Origin of the sequence: Bordetella genomosp. 2 (genome assembly GCF_002261345.1) — a bacterium.
Lineage (GTDB): Bacteria > Pseudomonadota > Gammaproteobacteria > Burkholderiales > Burkholderiaceae_B > Bordetella_A.
Genome location: NZ_NEVT01000006.1, coordinates 412,595 through 434,195 on the forward strand (window position 1 = coordinate 412,595; position 21,601 = coordinate 434,195).

The following is a 21,601-nucleotide window of genomic DNA, read 5'->3' on the forward strand; positions in this document are numbered from 1 at the left end:
CCGGCTCAGGCCGGGCCGGCGGTTTCCTTGCGGGCCAGTACCAGGCGCGTGCCGCGCACTTCGGCGATGACGTGCGTGCCGGCCGCGCGCGGCTGCCCGGCGGCCAGCTCGGCCTGCCAGTGGGCGCCGCGGTACCAGACCCGCGCCAGGCCGGCGTCGGACCAGGCTTCGACTTCGACGGCCTGGCCAATGTCCATGTTGACATCGGCGTTGCGCCCGGCGTCGATCTCGCGTTTTTTCAGCACCCCGGTGCGGCGCAATACCAGCAGCCCCAGCAGCGCCACCGCGGCGCAGGCCACCAGTTGCCATTCGAACCCCGCCGCCAGCCATGCGGCAATGCCCCCGGCCGCCAGGCCCAGGGCAACCAGCAGCAGGTAAAACGTGCCGCTGGCAACCTCGCCTATCAGTGCGGCCGCTGCCAACCCGAACCAGATCCACATATCCCACGCCTCGTCCAAGTTGAGTACGGCGTCGATTGTACGGATTTCCGCCTGGGGCGGTGCGAAAACCCGTCGCGACGACTATCATGATGCCCATGAACGCTCCCGCCGCCTCCGCATTGCCGGTCCTGATCCTGCATACCGGCGACCCCGACGACGTCCTGCGCCGGTCGCACGGCGACTATGCGCAGATGCTGCGCCACGCCGCCGGCCTGGAACCCGCCGCCGCCCGCATCGTGCGGGCCGACGCGGGCGAGCAGCCACTGGCCCCGTCGTCCTATCGGGCCGCGCTGATCACCGGCTCGCCGGCCATGGTGACCGACCGCGCGCCCTGGAGCGAACAGGCCGCCGCCTGGCTGCGGCAGGCAGCGGCGGCCGGCCTGCCGATCTTCGGCGTCTGCTACGGGCACCAATTGCTGGCCCACGCCCTGGGGGGCGCGGTCGACTACAACCCGCGGGGGCGCGAGCTGGGCACGCAAACCATTGAATGCCTGCCGGCGGCCGCCGGCGACCCGCTGATGGCCGGGCTGCCGGTCAGCTTTCCGGCGCAACTGCTGCACGCGCAGACCGTCACCCGCCTGCCCGCCGGCGCCGTCGCGCTGGCGCGCTCGGCGCTCGACGATCATCAGCTGGTGCGGCTGGCGCCCAGCATTTACTCGGCCCAGTTCCATCCCGAATTCGGCCCCGAGTTCATGCACGACCACCTGCTGCGCTACCAGCCGGACTACGCCCGCGAAGGCCTGGACGCCCGCGCCCTGGCCGCCGGCCTGAAGCCGACGCCCACCGCCGCCAGCCTGCTGCGGCGGTTCCTGGGCCTGCGGCAGCCCGCGACCACGCACCCCTGAGGCCCGGTCCCGCACTTTTGCGGGGTGCTCGCCAGGTGCCTGACACCCCAGGGTGTCAGGCACCTTTGAAGCAAAGGTGTCAGACACCCGGCGGGTGTCTGACACCTGGCCCGCAGCCGGGCCCCTCCGACCGCCGCTTGCGGATCAAAAAAAGCCCCCGCCTCTCGCGAGACAAGGGCTTTTGCCATGTCCGCCCGGCGTGCCGGACGGGCATGGATCATTTAGCCAGGCGCTGCCAGGTATCGACCACCGTATCCGGGTTCAGCGACATGGACAGGATGCCCTCGTCCTTGAGCCACTGGGCGAAATCGGGGTGGTCGCTGGGGCCTTGGCCGCAAATGCCCACGTACTTGTTGGCCGCCAGGCAAGCCTTGATGGCCCGGCGCAGCATGAACTTGACGGCATCGTCGCGCTCGTCGAAGTCGGCCGCCAGCAGTTCCATGCCTGAATCGCGGTCCAGTCCGAGCGTGAGCTGGGTCATGTCGTTCGAGCCGATCGAGAAGCCGTCGAAATACTGCAGGAACTCCTCGGCCAGGATGGCGTTGGACGGCACTTCGCACATCATGATGAGCTTCAGGCCGTTCTCGCCGCGCGCCAAGCCGTGGGCGGCCAGCAGGTCGACGACGCGCGCGGCCTGGCCCAGCGTGCGCACGAACGGCACCATGATCTCGACGTTGGTCAGGCCCATCTCGTCGCGCACCTTCTTCAGCGCCTCGCACTCCATGCGGAAGCATTCGGCGAAGTCGGCCGCGATATAGCGCGACGCGCCGCGGAAGCCCAGCATGGGGTTTTCTTCTTCCGGCTCGTAGCGCGAGCCGCCCACCAGCTTGCGGTACTCGTTCGACTTGAAGTCGGACATGCGCACGATGACCGACTTGGGCCAGAACGCGGCGGCGATGGTGGCGATGCCCTCGGCCAGCTTCTCCACGAAGAACGCGCGCGGGCTGGCATAGCCGCGCGCGGCCGACTCGACCGCCTTCTTCAGTTCGCCGTCGACGTTCGGGTAGTCGAGCACGGCCTTGGGATGGATGCCGATGTTGTTGTTGATGATGAACTCGAGCCGCGCCAGGCCCACCCCGGCGTTCGGGATCTGCGCGAAATCGAAGGCCAGTTGCGGGTTGCCGACGTTCATCATGATCTTCACGTCGATCGGCGGCATCTCGCCGCGCCGCACTTCCTCGACCTCGGTTTCGATCAGGCCGTCATAGATGCGGCCCTCGTCGCCCTCGGCGCACGACACGGTGACCGCCTGGCCTTCCTTCAGGACGTCGGTGGCCTCGCCGCAGCCCACCACGGCCGGGATGCCCAGCTCGCGGGCGATGATGGCGGCGTGGCAGGTGCGACCGCCGCGGTTGGTGACGATGGCCGAGGCACGCTTCATGACCGGCTCCCAGTTGGGGTCGGTCATGTCGGTGACCAGCACGTCGCCGGCCTGCACCTTGTCCATTTCGGAAATGTCGGCCACCACCCGCACCGGGCCGGAGCCGATCTTCTGGCCGATCGCACGGCCGGTCACCAGCACCTGGCCGGCGGCCTTCAGGCGGTAGCGCTGCTGCACGTCGTTGCCGTTCTGCTGCGACTTGACCGTCTCGGGGCGCGCCTGCAGGATGTAGATCTTGCCGTCGATGCCGTCGCGGCCCCATTCGATATCCATCGGGCGGCCGTAGTGCTTCTCGATGATGACCGCGTAGCGCGCCAGCTCGGTCACCTCATCGTCGGTCAGCGAATAGCGGTTGCGCTCGGATACCGGCACGTCCACCGTGCGCACGGCGCGCCCTTCGGGCCGCTCGGGGTCGAATTCCATCTTGATCAGCTTGGAGCCGATGCGGCGGCTGACGATCGGATAATGCCCCTGCTCGAGCGTCGGCTTGAAGACGTAGAACTCGTCGGGGTTGACGGCGCCCTGCACCACCGTTTCGCCCAGCCCGTACGACGAGGTGATGAACACCACGTCATGGAAACCCGACTCGGTGTCGATGGTGAACATCACGCCGGCGCTGCCCTTGTCCGAGCGCACCATGCGCTGCACGCCCGCCGACAGGGCGACCTCGGCATGCGCGTAGCCCTTGTGGACGCGGTACGAAATGGCGCGGTCGTTGTACAGCGAGGCGAACACGTGGCGGATCTTGTCCAGCACGTCGTCGATGCCGACCACGTTCAGGAAGGTTTCCTGCTGGCCGGCGAACGAGGCGTCGGGCAGGTCCTCGGCGGTGGCCGACGAGCGCACGGCGAACGAGCCCTTGCCGTCCGCGTCGAGGGCGGCGAAGGCGGTGCGGATCTGCTGCTCGAATTCCGGCGAGAATGGCGCCTCGATGATCCACTGGCGGATCTCGGCGCCGGCCGTGGCCAGTTCGCGGACGTCTTCGGGGTTGAGGGTGCTGAGGCGGGTGGCGATGCGCTGGTCCAGGCCCGAGGCCTTGAGGAAGTCGCGGAAGGCTTCGGCGGTCGTGGCGAAGCCGCCCGGCACGCGGACTCCCGCGCCGGACAGCTGGCTGATCATCTCACCTAGCGATGCGTTTTTGCCTCCTACCGAGTCCACATCCGACATGCGGAGCTGCTCGAACGAAACGACGTACGACATTGAAGTCACCTTTTACAATGGAGAGAAAGCGAGTTTGGTCAATGCATCCGGATGCGCTGACCAAACTGGCCTTGGACCGCTCTTGGGGTGACTTATTTCGGGGTCAGATTGTACCCGGTCGGGCACCTTGGCTTTCCCCTCTGGTTGGAATATTTTACATATGGCTTCGACCCCTATCGAACGCACTGTCTACATTGTTTCGGACAGTACCGGCATCACCGCCGAGACCTTCAGCCACTCCGTGCTGTCGCAGTTCGAGCAAGTGCGCTTCCGCCCGGTGCGCCTGCCTTTCATCGACACCCTGGACAAGGCGCGCGAAGTCGCCGCGCGCATCGACCGCAACGCCCTCGAAACGGGGGTGCCGCCGATCGTCTTCAGCACCCTGGTGGACCCGCGCAGCATGGAATGCGTGCGCAGCGCCAACGGCATTTTCCTGGACTTGTTCGGCACTTTCGTGGGGCATATCGAACAGGCGCTCGGCCTGAAGTCGAGCCATTCGATCGGCCGTTCGCACATGGCGGCCAACTCCGAGCAATACCGCAACCGGATCGACGCCATCAACTTCAGCCTGGCCCACGACGACGGCCAGTTCATCACTCAGCTGGACCAGGCCGATGTCATCCTGGTGGGGGTGTCGCGCTGCGGCAAGACCCCCACCAGCCTGTACCTGGCGATGCAGTACGCCATCAAGGCGGCCAATTTCCCGCTCACCCCCGACGACTTCGAGCGCGGTACCCTGCCCTCCACCGTCGCGCCGCACCGCGCCAAGCTGTTCGGCCTGTCGATCCAGCCCGAGCGCCTGGCCGAAGTGCGCAACGAGCGGCGCCCGAACAGCAAATACGCCACCCTGGAACAGTGCCGCTACGAAGTGGCGGAGGCCGAGCGCATGATGCGGCGCGAGGGCATCTCCTGGCTGTCCACCACCACCAAGTCGATCGAGGAAATCGCCACCACCGTCATGCAGGAAGTGGGGCTGGACCGCTCGAACTGACGCCGCCCGGGGCGGGCGGGCCGCCGCGCCCGGGATGCGGCAGGCTCAGGCCGAGCCGTACGGGATGCTGACGCCGGCGTGCCTGGCGACCGCGCCCCAGCGTTTCAGCTCGGCCTGGTTGAAGGCGGTGAATTCCGCCGCATTGCGCAGGCGCGGCTCGAAACCGGCCGCGATGAACTTCTCGCGGTACTCCGGCGTGTCGAAGCCCTTGACCAGCGTATCCGAGAGCAAGGCGACGATATCGGGCGGGATGCCGGCCGGGCCGTAGACGCCCAGCCAGCTCGTCACGTCGAAATCGGCCATGCCCTGTTCCTGCATGGTCGGCACGTCGGGCAATTGACGGGCCCGGTAGCCGCTGGTCACCGCCAGGGCCTTGAGCTTGCCGGACTGGATCATCGGCAAGGTGGGCGGCAGGTTCATGAACAGCAGGTCCAGGTCGCCATTGGCGACCCCGACCAGCGCGTCGCTGGCGCCCTTGTAGGGCACGTGCTGGACCTTGAGACCGGTGCGCAGCCCGAACAGCTCGCTGGTCATGTGCGACGAACTGCCCACGCCGTTGCTGCCGTACAGCAGCGGCTTGCCGGTTTTCTGCTGGTAGGCGATGTACTCCTGCAGCGAATTGGCCGGGTGCCGGCTGCCGACCACCAGCACGTTGAGGAACTCCGCCGCCTGGGCGATGGGCATGATGCGCTTGGGAATGTCCAGCGGCATGCCGGTGCGCGTGACCGGCGGAATCACATTGTGGCCCAGGCCGCCCAGCTGCAGCACGTAGCCGTCCGGAGGCGACGCCGCCACTGCCAGCATGCAGATGACGCCGCCGGCGCCCGCGCGGTTCTCGACCACTACGCTCTGCTTGAATCTTTCCTGCATGACCTGCGCCGCCATGCGGGCCGCCAGGTCGGTGGCGCTGCCCGGCGTGGAGCCGACCATCATCGTCACCTGCCGCGCTGGATAACCCTGCGCCTGCGCCGCCGACCACGCCGGCATGGCCAGCGGCGCGCTGCCCAACAGTTTCAATACGGTACGCCGTTTCATCATTTTCCCCTGTCGATTTTGTGTGGATATGACCCGGTACAACGTCCCTGCGTCCGGCGCCTAGTCGCGCGGCGCCAGATCCTGCCAATCGAGGCCTTTCATGAACTGCGCCCAGCGCCGGTAATAGGCCCGCGCGTTTTCCTCGGTGAACTCATTGCTGACGACGGCGCCGCGCAGCTCCGGCACGGGCTGCGCGTGGCCGATGCCCATCTGGTAATTGAAGTACAGGCCGCGCGCGACCGCGCCCTTGCTGGCGTCCGTCGCGCAGGTCCAGTTCTCCATGTCGTCCGATTCGGTCATGCCGCCGGGCCCCGAGTAGCGCAGGTAGTAATGCCGCGCCGCTTCCTTCACCTCCTCGGGCGCATCCTTGTCGACCAGATACATGCGCCACATTTCCATTTCAGTGGGGCTGACCGGATGGTAGACGGTGATGGTCCGGGGCTGCCAGCCGTGAAACGACATGTTGGGGAAAATGGTGCCGACCCGGTGCCGCACCCGCATCCGGTCGCCCAGGTTGGCCACCCGCTTTTCGTGGATTTCGCGGTAATAGCGCTCGAGTTCGGGGTGCTGCTGGTAGGTGGGGTTGTAGTCCGGCTCTGCGAAATGCGGCAGGTTGCCCAGCAGGCCATGCCCCAGGTCCTTGAAGGCGATGGCCACCCGCCCCTTCATCGCGTCGCGCCGCCCTTTCCCTCCGCTGGGCCCGATGCCGACGATATCGACCGAGCGATGGCTGATGTCGTGATAAAGATCGCCGATGAAGTTCTCGGCCGGCATCTTCCAGTTGCAGGGCACGCGCCACTTCTGCACGCCGCCGATCACCTCCGAACCGCCGGGGCTGCCGTCGCGGTGGTCCAGCGCCGAGTCCAGGTAATACTTCATGTCGCCCAGGTAGTCCAGGAATTCCTGGACTACCTGGGCGACATGAAGTATTACCTGGACTCGGCGCTGGACCACCGCGACGGCAGCCCCGGCGGCTCGGAGGTGATCGGCGGCGTGCAGAAGTGGCGCGTACCCTGCAACTGGAAGTTCGCCCCGGAGAATTTCATCGGCGACCGCCATCACGATATCAGCCATCGTTCGGTCGACCTGGTGGGCATCGGCCCCAGCGGCGGCAAGGGGCGCCGGGATTTCACCGAGGACCGCGTCTGCGTCGCATTCCCCGCCCATGGCCACGGCACCATCGGCCGGCTGCCGGCATATAGCGAACCGGAGTACCGCAACCAGTTCCAGGGCCATCCTGTCGTCGAGCGCTACTACCGCGACATCTATGAAAGGCGGGTGGCCAACCTGGGCGATCGCAAGCGGGTGACGCCGCACGCCGTGGGCACGATCTTTCCTAACATGTCGTTCCATGCCCACCAGCCGCGTTCACTGGCGGTCTTCCACCCCGTCAGCCCGACCGAAATGGAGATGTGGCGCATGTACCTGATCGACAAGGATGCGCCCGAGGAAGTGAAAGAGGCTTCGCGCCACTACTACCTGCGCTATTCGGGGCCGGGCGGCCTGACCGAGTCCGACGACATGGAGAACTGGTCGGTCGCCACCGACGCCTGTCGCGGCGCGGTGTCGCAGAGCATGTATTTCAATTACCAGATGGGCCTCGGACATGCCGTCCCGGTGCCGACGCTGCGCGGCGGCGTCACCGGCCCCTATACCGAGGAGAACGCGCGCGGCTTCTATCGCCGCTGGGCCCAGTTCATGCAGGCGCCCGACTGGACCGCGCTCGTCCCCAACACAAACGCCGAGGAAACCTACCATGAATGACGCGACCAAGGCCGCGCCGGCCGATCCTGCTGCTCGTCCCGCCTCCATGGAGCTATGGTGGGAAATCCAGGCCTTCCTGTATGCCGAAGCCGACCTGCTGGACCAGCGGCGCTATGACGACTGGCTGGCGCTGCTGCATCCCGACATCGAATACCGCATGCCCCTGGCGCGCAACATGCGGCGCGACCAGATGAGCCGCGAGTTCACGCAACCCGGCGACGCCGCCTGGTTCGACGAGGGCTTGCAGACCCTGACCCAGCGCGTCGCGCAGATCAACACCGGCATCCATTGGGCCGAGGAACCCGCCTCGCGCGTCTCGCACCTGGTCACCAACGTGCGGGTATCCATCGACGCCGACCAGCCCGACCCGCCGGCGCGGGTGCGGGCAACTTCGCGCTTCATCGTCTACCAGAACCGCCTGCAGACCGAGACGGCGCTTTTCGTCGGGCGGCGCGAAGATGAGCTGTGGCGGGACGCGAATACGTGGAAAATCCGCCGGCGCACGATCTACCTGAACCAGAACGTCCTGCTGGCCAAGGCGCTCACCACTTTCTTCTGACCCGCGCGCCCGGCCCGTGCCGGCGCAAGCATGGTGCAGTGAACGGTCGTCGTCTCCAGGAGCTGAAAATGCATCGTCGGAGTGTGCTGAAGGCGCTGGCGGGCTTGCCCGCCCTGTGCGCCCATGTGCCGGGGCGCGCCGCCCCGGCTTATCCTGTCCGCCCGGTCAGGGTGGTGGTTCCGTTTCCGGTGGGCAATGCGGTCGACATCGTGGCGCGCATCAGCGCCGAAGTCCTGGGCGAGCGCTACGGCCAGAGCTTCATCGTCGACAACAAGCCCGGCGCCAAGGGCATCATCGGCATCCGCTATGCCGGCGAGCAGCCGGCCGACGGATACACGCTGGTGGGAGGCGGCCTGGGCAACGTACTGCCGATCGCCACGCTGCGCAACCTGCCGATCGACATCGCCGCCACGCTGCTCCCGATCGCCCAGGTTGCGGAATTCGCCAACGTCTTCATTGTGCGAACCGACTCGCCGTTCCGCACCATCGCCGACGTGGTCGACCACATGCGCGGCCAGCCGGCCGGCCAATTGACCGTCGGCGCCGGCGACATCGGCAGTTCGGCCCACATGGCGGCCATGCTGTTTGCCCAGCGCACCGGTTTACGCATCACCCATGTGCCGTACCGGAGCCAGAACGAGATCGTCGTGAACCTGGTCGGCGCCACGCTGGACGTCGGCATCAGCAGCGTTCCCGCCAGCTTGCCGATGCTGCGCGGCGGACGCATCCGCGCGCTGGCGATCACCAGCAGGCAGCGCTCGAGCCAGCTTCCCGAGGTGCCGACCATGGAAGAGTCCGGCGTGGCGGACGACTATAACGTCAGCAGTTGGCTGGGCCTGTATGGTATCCATGGCATGCCCGAGGCCGTACTCGATCAGCTCGGTGCCGATCTGCCGCAGGCCCTGCAATCGGCCGCCATACACGACAGGATCCGCGCGGCCGGGCTGGATGTCAGTGTGCTGGGGCCGCGGGAGTTCGCCGAGGTCAATCGGTCGGAGATCGCGCGCTGGTCGGAATTCGCGCGGCAGATCGGCGCGGTCAGCGACTACAGCTGACGCGCCGCCGCCTGGCGGCGCTGCTCGAACAGGCACAGCGCCGCGGCCACGCCCACGTTCAGCGACTCCACCGCCGCGGCGTGGTCGATGCGCACGCGCAAGGCCGCGGCGCGTTGCAGTTCGGGCGCCACGCCCTGGCCTTCATGGCCGAACACCCATGCGCAGGCAGCCGGCAGCCGGACGGCGTACAGGTCTTCGGCGTCTTCCAGGGTCGTGACCGCCAGCGGTACCGCCAGGCGCGCGACGCAGGCCGCCAGGTCGGCATGCTCGTGCAGCTCCAGGGCGAAATGCGCGCCCTGCCCGCCGCGCAGCACCTTGGGCGCCCATGCCGCCGCGCAGCCCGGCGACAGCAGGACGCGCCGGATGCCGGCCGCCGCGCTGACGCGCAGGATGGTGCCGACATTGCCCGGGTCCTGCACGCGGTCCAGCCATACCATCGGCTCGTCCAGCCGCTCCGGCAGTCGCGGCGCGGGCGGGTCCACCACGAACAACACGCCCTGCCCCGTCTCGACCGTTTCGAGCTGCCGCAGCAGGCGCGGCTCGACCAGCAGCACCTGCCGCTGCGGCACCGCCGCCAGCAGCGCGGCCAGTTCGGGGCTCCCGGTCCGCTCGGCGTCGAACACCGCCAGGGCCGGCGGGCCGGCCAGCTGCAGCCACGCCTGGCATACATGGACGCCCTCGAGCAGGGCCTGGGTGCCGCGCCGCCCGGCATGCGCGGCCAGGCGCTGCAATTGCTTGAACTGGGGGTTGTCGCGCGAGGCGATCTGCTTCATGGCGCCATGGCCAGCCGCTCGCGCACCGGCGCGAAGCTGCGCCGGTGTTCAGGACATGGCCCATGCTCGCGCAGGCGATCGATGTGCAGCGGGGTCCCATAGCCCTTGTGCTGGTCGAACCCGTACTGCGGATACAGGCCATGCAGGCGCAGCAAGTCGGCATCGCGCGCGGTCTTGGCCAGGATGGAGGCCGCCGAGATGGCCGGCACCAGCGCGTCGCCCTTGATGACGGTCTGGACCGTGCACCGCAGGCGCGGCGCCTGGTTGCCATCGACCATGGCCACCTGCGGCATATGGGCCAGACCTTCGACCGCGCGCTGCATCGCCAGCATGGTCGCGCGCAGGATGTTCAGGGTATCGATTTCCTGCACGGTGGCGCTGGCCACGAACCAGGCCAGCGCGCGTTCCTGGATGAGCAGCGCCAGCTCTTCGCGGCGTGGCGCGGCCAGGATCTTGGAATCGGCCAGGCCGTCGATGGGACGGTCCGGATCGAGAATGACGGCGGCCGCATACACGCCGCCGGCCAGCGGCCCGCGCCCGGCCTCGTCCACGCCGGCCATGCGCACCCCGGCGAAATCGGGCGATTCGGCGAACAGGCTATGCTGGGCCATTGGCCACCTCGAGTATGGCACGCGCCGCCAATTGGGCGGTGTCGCGCGCGAGGTCCTGGTGCAGCGCGGTGAAGCGCGCTTCGATCCGGGCGGCCTGGGCGTCGTCGGTCAACGCGGCCCAGGTCGCTTCGGCCAGTTTATCCGGCGTGGCGTCGTCCTGCAGCAGCTCGGGCACCGCGAAATCCCGCAGCAGCACATTGGGCAGCCCCACCCAGGGCAGATACGGTCGCTGCTGGCCCGATTTCCAGGCCATGATGCGCCGCATCCAGGGCGACAGGTAGTACGAAATGACCATGGGCCGCTTGAACAGGGCCGTTTCCAGGGTGGCGGTGCCGCTGGCCACCAGCACGGCGTCGCTGGCTTCCAGGGCGCTCCAGGCGACCGGCGCATCCTCGGCGGCCGGCACGTCGGCGGCGGTAAGGCAGCGCAGCCCCGGCACCGGATAGCTGGCCAGTATGGCCTCGAATTCCTGCCGGCGCTGGGCGTTCACCATGGGCACGATGCAGACCAGGTTCGGATCGCGCCGGCGCAGCTGCTGGGCCGCCTGCAGGAAGCGCGGCGCCAGGATCCGGATCTCCGAGGCGCGGCTGCCCGGCAGGATGGCCAATACCCGCGCGCTGGCGTCCAGCCCGAGCCGCTGCCGGGCGGCCTGGCGGTCGGGCCGCATGGGGATGGCATCGGCCAGCGGATGCCCCACATACGTGACCGGGATGCCCTCCTTGCGATAGAGCTCTTCCTCGAACGGGAACAGCACCAGCATGTGCGAGACCGCCGCGCGGATCTTGTGGATGCGCTCATAGCGCCAGGCCCAGATCGACGGCCCCACGAAATGCACCGTGGGCGTGCCGGCCTGCCGCAATTGCAGCTCGAGCTTCAGATTGAAATCGGGCGCGTCCACGCCCACGAATACCGAGGCCGGTTCGCGCAGCCAGCGCCGCTTGACGTCGCCATAGGTGCGCAGCAGGCTGGGCAGCCGCTTGAGCGCGTCCACATAGCCGAATACGGTCAGGGCGTGCATCGGGTGCCAGGCCTCGAAGCCGGCCGCCTGCATCGCCGGCCCGCCGATGCCCTGGCAGCGCAGGTCCCGCGCCTGGCGGCGCAAGCCCGCGATGACGCGGCTGGCCAGCAGGTCGCCGGACGGCTCGCCCGCCACCATGCCGACGGACAGGGTCATGGCCGGATGATGCCCCGGCCGGAGGCGTCGAGGAAGTCCAGCAGGGTCTGCAGGGACTCCGCGGCATCCGGATGCGACTGCTGGCGCGCGCGCAGCTCGGCGCGCGCCTCGTCCAGCGACAGGCCGCGCCGGAAGATGATCTTGTAGGCCTCGCGCAGGCTGGCGATGACCGATGCGCTGAACCCGCGCCGGCGCAGGCCTTCGACATTGACGCCCACCGGTCGGCAGGGGTTGCCGGCGCCCAGGACGAATGGCGGCATGTCCTGCATGAGCGAGCTGTTGCCGCCGGTCATGCTGTGGGCGCCGATCTTGCTGAACTGGTGCACCCCGGTCAGGCCGCCCACGATCGCCCAGTCGCCGACGTGCACGTGGCCGCCGAGCTGCACCGAGTTGGCCAGGATGGTGTTGCTGCCAATGTGGCAATCGTGCGCGATGTGCACGTAGGCCATGATCCAGTTGTCGTCGCCCAGCGTGGTGGCGCCGCCGTCCTGGACCGTGCCGGTGTTGAAGGTGGTGAACTCGCGCACCGTATTGCGGTCGCCGATGACCAGGCGGGTGGGTTCGCCCGCGTATTTTTTGTCCTGCGGCATGCCGCCGATCGAGCAGAACCGGTAGAAGCGGTTGTCGCGGCCGATGGTGGTGATGCCGTCGAGCACGCAGTGCGGGCCGATTTCCGTGCCGGCGCCGATGGTGACACCCGGGCCCACGACGCAATACGGCCCGATACGGACGCTGCCGTCGATCTGGGCGGCGGGGTCGATCAGGGCGGTGGGATGGATGTTTCCGGACATTTACGCTTCCAGGCTGCGGATCGCGCACATCAGCTTGGCCTCGGCCACCACCTGGCCGTCGACCAGCGCGCGCCCTTGGTATTTGCAGATGGCCCGGCTCAAGCGCTCGGCCTGGACTTCGAACCGCAACTGGTCGCCCGGCACCACCGGGCGCCGGAAGCGCGCCTCATCGATGCCCACCAGGTAATAGGCGGTGGTGGCGCTGTCGCACTTCAGGCCGCCGTCTTCGTCGGTGAATGAGAACAGCGCCGCAGCCTGGGCCATGGCTTCGGTGATGAGCACGCCGGGCATCACCGGGTGATGCGGGAAGTGGCCTTCGAAGAACGGTTCGTTGATCGTGACATTCTTGATGGCGACGATGGACTTGCCCGGTACGATATCCAGTACACGGTCGATGAGCAGCATCGGATAACGATGCGGCAACCGCTCCATGATCGCCTTGATGTCCAGTTCCATTTCGTAAGGTTTCCTACCGTTTTGAATTATGATGCCGCGCCGCCGCTTCCCGGGCGGCGGGTCAGGCCTTTTCCAGGGCCCGCAGGCGGCGCCGCAGCTGCGAAAGTTGTTGTAACACAGCGGCGTTGCGCTGCCATTCCCCGTGCTCGGCGTAAGGATACACGCCCGTGTAGCGGCCGGGCTGCAGAATGTTGGATGTGACCGCCGTGCCGCCGGATATGTGGACGTCGTCGGCCAGCGTCAGGTGGCCCGACAACATGGCCGCCCCGCCGATGGTGCAGCGCGACCCGATGACGGTGGAGCCCGCCACCCCCACGCAGGCCGCCATGGCGGTATGTTCGCCGACCCGCACGTTATGGCCCAGCATGATCTGGTTGTCGAGCTTGACCCCGTCGCCGATCTCGGTGTCCTCGAGCGCGCCGCGGTCGATGGTGGTGTTGGCGCCGATTTCGACGTCGTCGCCGATGCGCACGCCGCCCAGTTGGGCGATCTTGCCCCAGGCGCCCTGCCCGAGGGTGGGATCCGGCGCGAAGCCGAAGCCGTCGGCCCCCAGCACCACGCCGCTGTGCAGGATGGCGCGCGCGCCGACGCGTACGTTGGCGTAGAGCGTCACGCGCGCATGCAGCAGGCTGTCGGGCCCGATGCTGGAACCCGCGCCGATGACGCAGCCGGGGCCCAGCGTGGCGCCTTTGGCGATGCGCGCGCCCGGCTCCACCACGCAGTGCGGCCCGATGCGCACGTCATCCTCGATGACGGCGTCGTCCGCGACCACGGCTAGGGGGTGCACGCTGGCCGGCAGCCTGGGCCGGCGCGCCGCGTCGAACCACTGGGCCAGGCGGGCGTACAGCAGGTACGGATGGGCGCAAACCACGCGCGGGCAGGCTGGCGCATCCGGGTTGGCGGCCAGCGCGGAAGCGGCTTCGGCCGTGACGATCACCGCGCCCGCGCGGGTGGCGAGCAGTTGGTTCTGGTAGCGCGGATTGGCCAGGAAGCTGATCTCTTCGCTACCGGCCGCGGTCAGGCTGCCGATGCCGCGGATCCTGGGCAGGCCGGCGGCGGGCGCCGCCTCGATGCGCCAGTCGAGCCCGCGCGTATCCGCGGCGGCCAACAGGGCATCGAGGGCCGGCGCATTGGCGGGGTCCAGCAAAATCGGCATGCGTTCGGGTGCCCGCGATTACTTCAGCGCCTGGATCACCTTGTCGGTGATGTCGACGCGCGGGTTGACCGTCACCGCGTCCTGGACGATCAGGTCGTAGTTTTCCTGTTCGGCGATGCGCTTGATTGCCTGGTTCGCCTTGGTGACGATGGAGGAAAACTCTTCGTTGCGGCGACGATTGAAATCTTCCTGGAACTCGCGGCGCTTGCGCTGCAGTTCGGTATCCAGGCGCGACAGTTCGCGTTGGCGGTTGACGCGGTCGGATTCCGACAGCACCGGCGCGTCCTTGTCGAATTTCTCGGCCTGGGCCCGCAGGTTGTTGCTCAGGCGCTGGAGCTCGTCGTCGCGCTTCTTGAATTCGGACTCGATCTTGCTCTGCGCGGTCTTGGCGGGCGCCGATTCACGCAGGATGCGCTCGGTATTCACGAAGCCGATCTTGGTGCCTTGCGCCTGGGCAGGCAGCGCCACCGCCGAGCCCAGGACGAGTGCACCCGCCAAGGCCAGCGTACCGCGCAGTTTGCCGACGCGCTTGGCACGCGAAGGGCTCGAGGTGTTGAGTGCGAAATCAGACATCATGAAAATCTCACCTTCCAATGAGGTAAAGCAAAGCCAATATTGTGCCACTAAACGGCGCGGGAGCCGGCCCGCCCCGCCCTGCTGGTGTGATCAGGCGTAACCGGACCGGTCATCAGAAGCCCGTGCCGATCTGGAACTGGAAGCTCTGGCGGTCGTCTCCCGACTTGGCGTTGAGCGGCCGGGCGTACGACAGCTGCAGCGGCCCCAGCGGCGATTGCCAAGACAGCCCGACACCGGCCGAATAGCGCCAGCCGCAGGGATCCTCGACCTCGTTGCCGGGTTCGCCGGCGGTGCAGCTCATGCCGCTGCCGGCGGCCACCTGGCCGGCGTCGGCGAACAGGAACCAGCGCAGCGTGCGGTCCTTGCTGGCGCCCGGGAACGGCAGGTACAGCTGCGCGTTGGCCACGATGCGCCGCGAGCCGCCGAGGTAGTCGCCGGTGCGGGTATCGCGCGGGCCCAGCGAGGCGCCGTCGTAGCCGCGCACCGTGCCGATGCCGCCGGCGTACACGTTCTTGATGACCGGGTAGTCCAGGCTGCCGTAGCTGCGGCCCCAGTCGACCATGCCATTGAGCGCCAGCGTGTAGCTGCGGCCCAGCGGGATGTAGTACTGCTGCTGCGCGCTGAGCAGATAGTACTTCAGGTCCATGGTGGAGAAGTCGCCCTTCAGGCGGGTGTACGAACCCTTGGTCGGCGCCAGGGCGCTGTCGCGCGTGTCCTTCGACCAGCCGGCGTTCAGGATGAACGCATTGGTGCTGTCGCCGTACTGGTCGACGAAGTCGCGGTACGCCTGCGGGGAATCGTCGTACAGATCGATCTGGTTGCGCTCGAAGGTGCCGCCCAGGAAGATGCGATCGTATTCGGAGATGGGCACGCCGAAGTTCATGCCCAGGCCCATGGCCTTGACGCGGTAGTCGCCGTCGTTGTTGTCCCAGGGCTCGGTGACCCGATAGTACGCCGAGGTGGTGCGGCTGATGCCGTCCTTGGTGAAGTACGGATCGGTGTGCGACAGCACCGCGGCGCGGTTGGTCTTGCTGGTGTTGAACTGCAGCGTCAGGTTGGTGCCGCTGCCGAATACGTTGTCTTCGCTGATGCCCGCCGACAGGATGGCCTTTTCGGACGAGCCGTAGCCCACCCCGAGGTTGATCATGCCGGTGGGCTTTTCTTTCACGTCGACGTTGACGTCGACCTGGTCGGGCGAGCCGGGCACCGGTTCGGTGGCCACGTTGACTTCGCTGAAGTAACCCAGCCGGTCGATGCGGTCGCGCGAGATCTTGAGGTCGCCCGAGTCGTACCAGGCGGCCTCTTCCTGGCGCATTTCGCGGCGCACCACCGCGTCGCGGGTGCGCGTGTTGCCGCCGATCTGGATACGGCGCACATAGACGCGCCGGCTCGGGTCGACGTAGAACGTCACGTCGGCCTCGTGCTTGTCGCGGTCCAGCGTGGGGTTGGGATTCACGTTGGCGAACGCGTAGCCCAGTTCGCCCAGGTAGTCGGTAATGGCCTTGGCCGAATCGTTGGCCTTGGCCGCCGAAAAGACCTCGCCTTCCTTGGTCTGCACCAGGTTGTTGATTTCCTTGTCCAGGCCCAGCAGGTTGCCCGCCAGCTTGACGCTGCGCACCGTGTAGGGCTTGCCCTCGTGCACCGTGACGGTAATGTAGATGTCCTTGCGGTCGGGCGAGATCGTGACCTGCGGCGGCTCGACGGAGAACTCCAGGTAGCCCTGGTCCAGATAGAACGAGCGCAGCCGCTCGATGTCGCCCTCGAGCTTCTCGCGCGAGTATTTGTCCGTGTTCGTGTACCAGGTGAGCCAGCCGGGCGTGGTGAGGTCGAACAGGTCGAGCAGGTCGCCTTCGGAAAAGGCTTCGTTGCCCACGATGCTGATCTGGCGGATCTTGGCGACCTCGCCCTCGAACACGTCGAAACTGACGCCCACGCGGTTGCGCGGCAGCGGGGTGACGGTGGAGGTGACCTCGACGCCGTACTTGCCCTTGCCCAGGTACTGTTCCTTCAGTTCGAATTCGGCCCGCTCGAGCATCGACTGGTCGAAGATGCGGCCCTCGCCGAAGCCGACCTGCATGAGCGACTTGGTGATCGCCTTGGAGTCGAATTCGCGCATGCCGTTGAACGTGACCGACGCGATGGTCGGGCGTTCCTGTACGACCACCACCACGACGTCATTGTCGGTCTGGATCTGCACGTCGCTGAAGAAGCCCGTGCCGTACAGGCGGCGCACCGCCTCGGTGGCGTCGGCTTCTGTGAATTGCTCGCCGACTTTGACCGGCAAGTAGCCGAACACGGTGCCGGCGTCGGTGCGCTGAATGCCTTCTACGCGGATATCCCGCACGACAAAAGGGTCGAACGCATGAGCCAGAGCCGGCATGAGCAGCGCGGCGAGCAGGCTCGGCATGATGCCCTTTTTGTGATGAAACATCCGAAAAGACATGTCCTTGGCTATCCTAGGTCGAGCAAATGGCGGAGGATTTTATTCGATCGCCCGTCAGGTGAACAGGCGCGCGAAATCGTTGAACAGGGCCAGCCCCATGAGCCCGGCCAGCAGGCCGATGCCGGCGCGCTGGCCGATGTCGATCCATCGATCGGGCGGCGGGCTGCCGCGCACAATTTCGACGAGATAGTACAGCAGATGCCCACCGTCGAGCATCGGTATCGGCAACAGGTTCAGTACGCCCAGGCTGATGCTGATGAGCGCCAGATAGGCGATATAGGCCGCGATGCCGATGCGCGCGGTCTGGCCAGCATAGTCGGCGATGGTCACCGGACCGCTGATATTGCGCCAGGAAACCTCCCCGATCACCATGCGGCCCATCATGCGCAGCGACAGCCAGGCGGTATCCCAGGTGCGCACCGTGGCCCGCCATATACTCTCGAACACACCGTAACGGACGGTCACCATGGGCAGGTCGCCGCCGAGCTGCACGCCAATGCGGCCGATGGCCTGGCCCTGCACCGTTTCGGCCTGCGGCACCACGGTCAGCGACACGCGCGCGCCGTCGCGCACCAGCGCCAGCGGCAGCGGCTGGCCGGGATGCTGCTGGATGATGCGCACCAGTTCGGCGGTATCGGGGTCGGCGGTCGTCCCGACGGCGACGATGCGGTCGCCCGCGCGCAGGCCCGCCTGCTCGCCGGCCCCGCCGGCGATGACTTCGCGCACGATGGGCTTGGGCGGCGCCATGCGCAGCCCGGTGTCGGCCAGGGGGTCGCCCTGCGCCGGATCCATGCGGTTGCCGGGCACCTGCAGCGCGAGCCGGTTGGTGCCGCCGTCGGCGGTGCGGACCTCGATTTCGGCCTGCCCGCCGGCCGAGAGCACGTCGAGCAGGCGCCAGCGGGCGTCGTTCCAGGACGCAACCTCGCGGCCGTCGATCGCCAGCAGGCGGTCGCCGGCCCGGAAACCCGCCTGCTCGGCCGGCGTGCCGACCGCCGGCGCGCCGATCACGGCGGCGGGCTCTTCGGTGCCGGCCAGGTTGAGCCCGGCGTAGAGCATGACCGCCAGGGCCAGGTTGAACAGCGGCCCGGCCGCCACGATGGCGATGCGGCGCCCCACCGGCTGGGTATTGAACGACTGGGCCGCCAGCGCCGGCGGCGCGCCCGGCGGGGGGTCGTCCTGCATCTTGACGTAGCCGCCCAGCGGAATGGCGGAGACCGCCCATTCGGTACCGTGGCGGTCGATGCGGCGCAGCAGCACCCGGCCGAACCCCACCGAAAAGCGCAGCACCCGCACGCCGCACAGGCGCGCCACCCAGTAGTGGCCCAGCTCGTGGAACGTGATGAGGATGCCCAGGGCAACGATGAAGGCTAGCAGGGTGAAAAGCATGGATGGACTCTGTGGGCCGGAACGCGTCAGGCCAGACCGAGATTGCCCGCGTAGGCGCGCGCCTCGGCGTCGAACGCCAGGACGTCGGCCAGGCTATCGAGCGTAACAGATGACTGTCGTTGCTGCCATTCCAGGGCGGCCATGATGACGCGGGGAATCCAGGTATAGCGCAGCCGCCCCGACAGGAAGGCCTCCACGGCGACCTCATTGGCGGCGTTGAGCGCCACGCAGGCGGCCTGGCCGGCCCGCAGCGCGTCGAATGCCAGCCCCAGGCAGGGAAAGCGCTGCAGATCGGGCGTTTCGAATTCGAGCCGGCCGCAGCGCGCCAGGTCGAGCGGCCCCACTCCGCTGGCCAGCCGGTCGGGAAAACCCAGGCCGTAGGCGATGGGCGTGCGCATGTCGGGCTGGCCCAATTGGGCCAGTACCGAGCCGTCCTCGTACTCGACCAGCGAGTGGACGACACTCTGCGGGTGGATCAGGACTTCGATCCGATCGGCCGGCATGGCGAACAGCCAGTGCGCCTCGATGACCTCCAGCCCCTTGTTGAGCATGGTCGCCGAATCGACCGAGATCTTGCGGCCCATGCTCCAGTTCGGATGGGCGCAGGCCTGGTCGGGCGTGACCTCGTGCAGGTCCTGCGGGTCGTGGCGCCGGAACGGCCCGCCCGAGGCGGTCAGCAGGAGCCGGCGCACGCCACGCGCGGGCTGGTCCGGCGCGCCGGCCCGCTCGCCGTGCGGCAGGCACTGGAAGATGGCATTGTGTTCGCTGTCGATGGGCAGCAGCTCGGCGCCGTGTTCGCGCACCGCCCGCATGAACAGTCCGCCGGCGGCCACCAATGCCTCTTTGTTGGCCAGCAGCACGCGCTTGCCGGCGCGCGCGGCGCCAAGCGCCGCCGGCAGCCCGGCGGCGCCCACGATGGCCGCCATGACCGTGTCGCAGCCGTCGTCGGCCGCGGTGTCGGCCAGCGCCTGGGCGCCGACGCGGATCTCGGGCGCGGGCCGCCCGGCCGGCCAGGCGGCCTGGAAACGCCGCCGCGCCGCCTCGTCCGGCACCACCACCACCGCCGCCCCGCTGCCGGCGGCCTGCTCTGCCAGCCGCTCCATGCGGCTGTGCGCCGACAGCGCATGCACTTTCAGCCGCTCGGGATGGCGAGCGATGACATCCAGGGTGCTTTCTCCGATGGAACCGGTGGAGCCCAGGACTGCGACGCGTTGGAAACGACTCAAAACGACACTCCAGACAACAGGAACGCGAATGGCGCCACCGGCAGGATGGCGTCGATGCGATCGTAGACTCCGCCATGCCCCGGCAGCAGGGAGCTGGAATCTTTGCGGCCGGCCCGGCGCTTGAGCAGCGACTCGAACAGGTCGCCCACGATGGACAGGATGCCGAGGACGGCCGCGGCGGGCAGCGCCAGCCAGAGCGACCAGCGTTCCACCAGCGCGTGGCCGAAGCTGCCTGTCCACAAGCTGGACAGCGCCACCCAGGCCACCGCGGCCAGCACGCCCGCCACCGCCCCGGCGATGGTCTTGCCGGGGCTGACCCTGGGCGCCAGTTTACGCTTGCCGAAGGCCCGGCCGGCGAAATACGCGGCGATGTCGGCCACCCATACCAGCGCCAGCAGCGACACCACGAAGACGCCGCCGCGCGCCATGAACAACAGGGCCAGCACGGCCCACGCGGCCAGAACGGCGGGCACGCTGAACAGCGACCACGCCACACTGGCCGGCGGCGCGTCGGCCCGTCCGCGCACTACCGCCGTGCTGGCTCCCAGCAGCCATGCCAGCGCCACCAGCGGCACCAGCCAGCGCACCACCGCGGCCTGCAAGCCCAGGCCGGCCTGCGCGCCGGATAGCCAGGCCCAGGCCAGCCACAGCATGGCCGCCAGCAGCGCGGCAGCCACCCCCACGCACAGCGGGCGCGACGGCGGCTGGGATACGGTCAGGCGCAGCCATTCCCAGCAGGCGCACGCGGCCGCCACCGCCAGCAGCGCCACGAACCACCACGGGTTGCCGCTGGCCAGCGCGGCCGCCAGCACCGCCAGCAGGACCACAGCGGTCAAGACGCGTTGTCCGAGCATGGGGAGTCTCCGTAGGGATCAGCGCGCCGCGCCGTCGCGCAGTTGCGCGCTGGTGCGGCCGAAGCGGCGCTCGCGGTTGCGGTACCACTCGAATGCCGCGTCGAGTTCGGCGGCGCCGAAATCAGGCCAGTATTGGTCGGTGAAATACAGCTCGGTATAGGCGAGCTGCCAGATCAGGAAATTGGAAATGCGCTGTTCGCCGCCGGTGCGGATGAACAGGTCGGGCTCGGGCGCCCAGGCCATGGAGAGATGGGCGGCCAGGTGCTGTTCGTCGATGCGCTGCGGGTCGCGCGCCAATCCGGGATTCTGGGCCAGCATGGCGCGCGTGGCTTGCAGGATGTCCCAGCGGCCGCCGTAGTTGGCCGCCACGGACAGGTGCAGGCGATCGTTCTGCGCGGTGCGCGCCTGGGCCTCGGCGATGAGCGTCTGCAAGCGCGGCTCGAAGCGCGACATGTCGCCCACCACGTGCAGGCGCACCCCCTGCTCGTTGAGCTTGTCGACCTCGCGCTCGAGGGCCTGCACGAACAGGCGCATGAGCAGCGAGACTTCCTCGGCGGGGCGTCGCCAGTTCTCGGAACTGAAGGCGAACAGGGTCAGGTAGCGCACGCCGCGCCGCCCGCAGGCCTCGACCACGCGGCGCACCGCCTGTACGCCCTTGGCATGCCCGGCCGTGCGCGGCAGGTGGCGCTGCGTGGCCCAGCGGCCATTGCCGTCCATGATGATGGCAACGTGCTCGGGGATGGCCTGGGTGGGGGGAATTGCCTGTGTGGAACTGATAGCCATGAGCTGGGAACGTCGTGCCGAAGAGGTCCGGAATGGGCCTGAGGAACCTAAAGAACCACGCCGCCGGGCCGGCTCCGCACTCGCCAGGCGAGCTGCAGCGCG

21 protein-coding genes are annotated in these 21,601 nt (G+C 68.1%); 5 read left to right on the forward strand and 16 right to left on the reverse strand.

Going from position 1 to position 21,601, the window contains the following annotated elements; translation table 11 throughout:
• Nucleotides 1–5: 5 nt before the first annotated feature.
• A complete protein-coding gene (locus CAL24_RS12095; RefSeq protein ID WP_028355980.1) occupies nt 6–440 on the reverse strand; it encodes an NfeD family protein in 435 nt (144 codons plus the stop codon).
• A 95-nt stretch (nt 441–535) separates the two neighbouring features.
• Here CAL24_RS12095 and CAL24_RS12100 point away from each other — a divergent pair, with 95 nt between their 5' ends.
• Nucleotides 536–1,285: a glutamine amidotransferase gene (locus CAL24_RS12100; protein WP_094806834.1), complete on the forward strand. Its 750-nt coding sequence runs from the start codon at nt 536–538 to the stop codon at nt 1,283–1,285.
• 217 nt (nt 1,286–1,502) lie between these two features.
• Here CAL24_RS12100 and ppsA read toward each other — a convergent pair whose 3' ends face one another.
• Entirely contained in the window at nt 1,503–3,866 is a 2,364-nt protein-coding gene (gene ppsA / locus CAL24_RS12105) for a phosphoenolpyruvate synthase (RefSeq protein WP_094806835.1), read from the reverse strand.
• Nucleotides 3,867–4,026: 160 nt separating this feature from the next.
• Here ppsA and ppsR point away from each other — a divergent pair, with 160 nt between their 5' ends.
• Complete coding sequence (ppsR, locus tag CAL24_RS12110; RefSeq protein ID WP_028355977.1) at nt 4,027–4,857, forward strand: posphoenolpyruvate synthetase regulatory kinase/phosphorylase PpsR; 831 nt, start codon at nt 4,027–4,029, stop codon at nt 4,855–4,857.
• 45 nt (nt 4,858–4,902) lie between these two features.
• Here ppsR and CAL24_RS12115 read toward each other — a convergent pair whose 3' ends face one another.
• Nucleotides 4,903–5,892, reverse strand: a complete 990-nt coding sequence (locus CAL24_RS12115; protein WP_094806836.1) for a Bug family tripartite tricarboxylate transporter substrate binding protein — start codon at nt 5,890–5,892, stop codon at nt 4,903–4,905.
• 60 nt (nt 5,893–5,952) lie between these two features.
• Nucleotides 5,953–6,771 (reverse strand): RHO alpha subunit C-terminal catalytic domain-containing protein, encoded by an 819-nt coding sequence (locus CAL24_RS12120; protein ID WP_249278537.1) that lies wholly within the window; start codon nt 6,769–6,771, stop codon nt 5,953–5,955.
• A gap of 42 nt (nt 6,772–6,813) precedes the next feature.
• Here CAL24_RS12120 and CAL24_RS12125 point away from each other — a divergent pair, with 42 nt between their 5' ends.
• The 3 genes from CAL24_RS12125 (at nt 6,814) to CAL24_RS12135 (ending at nt 9,270) form a co-directional block, all read left to right on the forward strand.
• Nucleotides 6,814–7,656 carry an RHO alpha subunit C-terminal catalytic domain-containing protein gene (locus CAL24_RS12125; RefSeq protein WP_094806837.1) on the forward strand — a complete coding sequence of 281 codons (843 nt, stop codon included), beginning with the start codon at nt 6,814–6,816 and terminating at the stop codon, nt 7,654–7,656.
• Nucleotides 7,649–8,215, forward strand: coding sequence for a 3-phenylpropionate/cinnamic acid dioxygenase subunit beta (locus tag CAL24_RS12130; RefSeq protein WP_094806838.1), 567 nt, complete (start codon nt 7,649–7,651; stop codon nt 8,213–8,215). Before CAL24_RS12125 ends, CAL24_RS12130 begins: the two co-directional genes overlap by 8 nt.
• 68 nt (nt 8,216–8,283) lie before the next feature.
• Entirely contained in the window at nt 8,284–9,270 is a 987-nt protein-coding gene (locus CAL24_RS12135) for a Bug family tripartite tricarboxylate transporter substrate binding protein (RefSeq protein ID WP_094806839.1), read from the forward strand.
• Here the strand turns inward: CAL24_RS12135 and CAL24_RS12140 are convergent.
• The 12 genes from CAL24_RS12140 to uppS form a co-directional block, all read right to left on the reverse strand.
• Nucleotides 9,261–10,043, reverse strand: coding sequence for a TrmH family RNA methyltransferase (locus CAL24_RS12140; RefSeq protein ID WP_094806840.1), 783 nt, complete (start codon nt 10,041–10,043; stop codon nt 9,261–9,263). The genes CAL24_RS12135 and CAL24_RS12140 overlap by 10 nt on opposite strands.
• On the reverse strand, nt 10,040–10,654 hold the full coding sequence (gene rnhB / locus CAL24_RS12145; protein WP_170947078.1) for a ribonuclease HII: 615 nt from the start codon (nt 10,652–10,654) through the stop codon (nt 10,040–10,042). The genes CAL24_RS12140 and rnhB overlap by 4 nt, the downstream gene beginning before the upstream one ends.
• The gene (lpxB, locus tag CAL24_RS12150) at nt 10,641–11,828 is read right to left on the reverse strand and encodes a lipid-A-disaccharide synthase (protein ID WP_094806841.1); all 1,188 of its coding nucleotides are present in this window, start codon (nt 11,826–11,828) and stop codon (nt 10,641–10,643) included. Before lpxB ends, rnhB begins: the two co-directional genes overlap by 14 nt.
• Nucleotides 11,825–12,619, reverse strand: a complete 795-nt coding sequence (gene lpxA / locus CAL24_RS12155) for an acyl-ACP--UDP-N-acetylglucosamine O-acyltransferase (protein ID WP_028355965.1) — start codon at nt 12,617–12,619, stop codon at nt 11,825–11,827. The genes lpxB and lpxA overlap by 4 nt, the downstream gene beginning before the upstream one ends.
• A complete protein-coding gene (fabZ, locus tag CAL24_RS12160; RefSeq protein ID WP_028355964.1) occupies nt 12,620–13,075 on the reverse strand; it encodes a 3-hydroxyacyl-ACP dehydratase FabZ in 456 nt (151 codons plus the stop codon).
• A 61-nt stretch (nt 13,076–13,136) separates the two neighbouring features.
• The gene (gene lpxD, locus CAL24_RS12165; RefSeq protein ID WP_094806842.1) at nt 13,137–14,231 is read right to left on the reverse strand and encodes a UDP-3-O-(3-hydroxymyristoyl)glucosamine N-acyltransferase; all 1,095 of its coding nucleotides are present in this window, start codon (nt 14,229–14,231) and stop codon (nt 13,137–13,139) included.
• Nucleotides 14,232–14,249: 18 nt separating this feature from the next.
• Nucleotides 14,250–14,807 carry an OmpH family outer membrane protein gene (locus CAL24_RS12170; RefSeq protein ID WP_028355962.1) on the reverse strand — a complete coding sequence of 186 codons (558 nt, stop codon included), beginning with the start codon at nt 14,805–14,807 and terminating at the stop codon, nt 14,250–14,252.
• A gap of 112 nt (nt 14,808–14,919) precedes the next feature.
• Nucleotides 14,920–17,250: an outer membrane protein assembly factor BamA gene (gene bamA / locus CAL24_RS12175; RefSeq protein ID WP_094806843.1), complete on the reverse strand. Its 2,331-nt coding sequence runs from the start codon at nt 17,248–17,250 to the stop codon at nt 14,920–14,922.
• A 54-nt stretch (nt 17,251–17,304) separates the two neighbouring features.
• A complete protein-coding gene (gene rseP / locus CAL24_RS12180) occupies nt 17,305–18,636 on the reverse strand; it encodes an RIP metalloprotease RseP (protein ID WP_028355960.1) in 1,332 nt (443 codons plus the stop codon).
• A gap of 26 nt (nt 18,637–18,662) precedes the next feature.
• Complete coding sequence (locus CAL24_RS12185; protein WP_094806844.1) at nt 18,663–19,862, reverse strand: 1-deoxy-D-xylulose-5-phosphate reductoisomerase; 1,200 nt, start codon at nt 19,860–19,862, stop codon at nt 18,663–18,665.
• Nucleotides 19,859–20,716: a phosphatidate cytidylyltransferase gene (locus CAL24_RS12190; protein WP_028355958.1), complete on the reverse strand. Its 858-nt coding sequence runs from the start codon at nt 20,714–20,716 to the stop codon at nt 19,859–19,861. The genes CAL24_RS12185 and CAL24_RS12190 overlap by 4 nt, the downstream gene beginning before the upstream one ends.
• An 18-nt stretch (nt 20,717–20,734) precedes the next feature.
• On the reverse strand, nt 20,735–21,499 hold the full coding sequence (gene uppS, locus CAL24_RS12195) for a polyprenyl diphosphate synthase (RefSeq protein WP_028355957.1): 765 nt from the start codon (nt 21,497–21,499) through the stop codon (nt 20,735–20,737).
• Between the last annotated feature and the right edge of the window lie 102 nt (nt 21,500–21,601).

Bases quoted from the DNA above. Each gene is read 5' to 3' on its own strand.
- CAL24_RS12095 (WP_028355980.1), bottom strand. From the start codon at position 440: ATGTGGATCTGGTTCGGGTTGGCAGCGGCCGCACTGATAGGCGAGGTT.
- CAL24_RS12100 (WP_094806834.1), top strand. From the start codon at position 536: ATGAACGCTCCCGCCGCCTCCGCATTGCCGGTCCTGATCCTGCATACC.
- ppsA (WP_094806835.1), bottom strand. From the start codon at position 3,866: ATGTCGTACGTCGTTTCGTTCGAGCAGCTCCGCATGTCGGATGTGGAC.
- ppsR (WP_028355977.1), top strand. From the start codon at position 4,027: ATGGCTTCGACCCCTATCGAACGCACTGTCTACATTGTTTCGGACAGT.
- CAL24_RS12115 (WP_094806836.1), bottom strand. From the start codon at position 5,892: ATGAAACGGCGTACCGTATTGAAACTGTTGGGCAGCGCGCCGCTGGCC.
- CAL24_RS12120 (WP_249278537.1), bottom strand. From the start codon at position 6,771: ATGAAGTATTACCTGGACTCGGCGCTGGACCACCGCGACGGCAGCCCC.
- CAL24_RS12125 (WP_094806837.1), top strand. From the start codon at position 6,814: ATGAAGTATTACCTGGACTCGGCGCTGGACCACCGCGACGGCAGCCCC.
- CAL24_RS12130 (WP_094806838.1), top strand. From the start codon at position 7,649: ATGAATGACGCGACCAAGGCCGCGCCGGCCGATCCTGCTGCTCGTCCC.
- CAL24_RS12135 (WP_094806839.1), top strand. From the start codon at position 8,284: ATGCATCGTCGGAGTGTGCTGAAGGCGCTGGCGGGCTTGCCCGCCCTG.
- CAL24_RS12140 (WP_094806840.1), bottom strand. From the start codon at position 10,043: ATGAAGCAGATCGCCTCGCGCGACAACCCCCAGTTCAAGCAATTGCAG.
- rnhB (WP_170947078.1), bottom strand. From the start codon at position 10,654: ATGGCCCAGCATAGCCTGTTCGCCGAATCGCCCGATTTCGCCGGGGTG.
- lpxB (WP_094806841.1), bottom strand. From the start codon at position 11,828: ATGACCCTGTCCGTCGGCATGGTGGCGGGCGAGCCGTCCGGCGACCTG.
- lpxA (WP_028355965.1), bottom strand. From the start codon at position 12,619: ATGTCCGGAAACATCCATCCCACCGCCCTGATCGACCCCGCCGCCCAG.
- fabZ (WP_028355964.1), bottom strand. From the start codon at position 13,075: ATGGAACTGGACATCAAGGCGATCATGGAGCGGTTGCCGCATCGTTAT.
- lpxD (WP_094806842.1), bottom strand. From the start codon at position 14,231: ATGCCGATTTTGCTGGACCCCGCCAATGCGCCGGCCCTCGATGCCCTG.
- CAL24_RS12170 (WP_028355962.1), bottom strand. From the start codon at position 14,807: ATGATGTCTGATTTCGCACTCAACACCTCGAGCCCTTCGCGTGCCAAG.
- bamA (WP_094806843.1), bottom strand. From the start codon at position 17,250: ATGTCTTTTCGGATGTTTCATCACAAAAAGGGCATCATGCCGAGCCTG.
- rseP (WP_028355960.1), bottom strand. From the start codon at position 18,636: ATGCTTTTCACCCTGCTAGCCTTCATCGTTGCCCTGGGCATCCTCATC.
- CAL24_RS12190 (WP_028355958.1), bottom strand. From the start codon at position 20,716: ATGCTCGGACAACGCGTCTTGACCGCTGTGGTCCTGCTGGCGGTGCTG.
- uppS (WP_028355957.1), bottom strand. From the start codon at position 21,499: ATGGCTATCAGTTCCACACAGGCAATTCCCCCCACCCAGGCCATCCCC.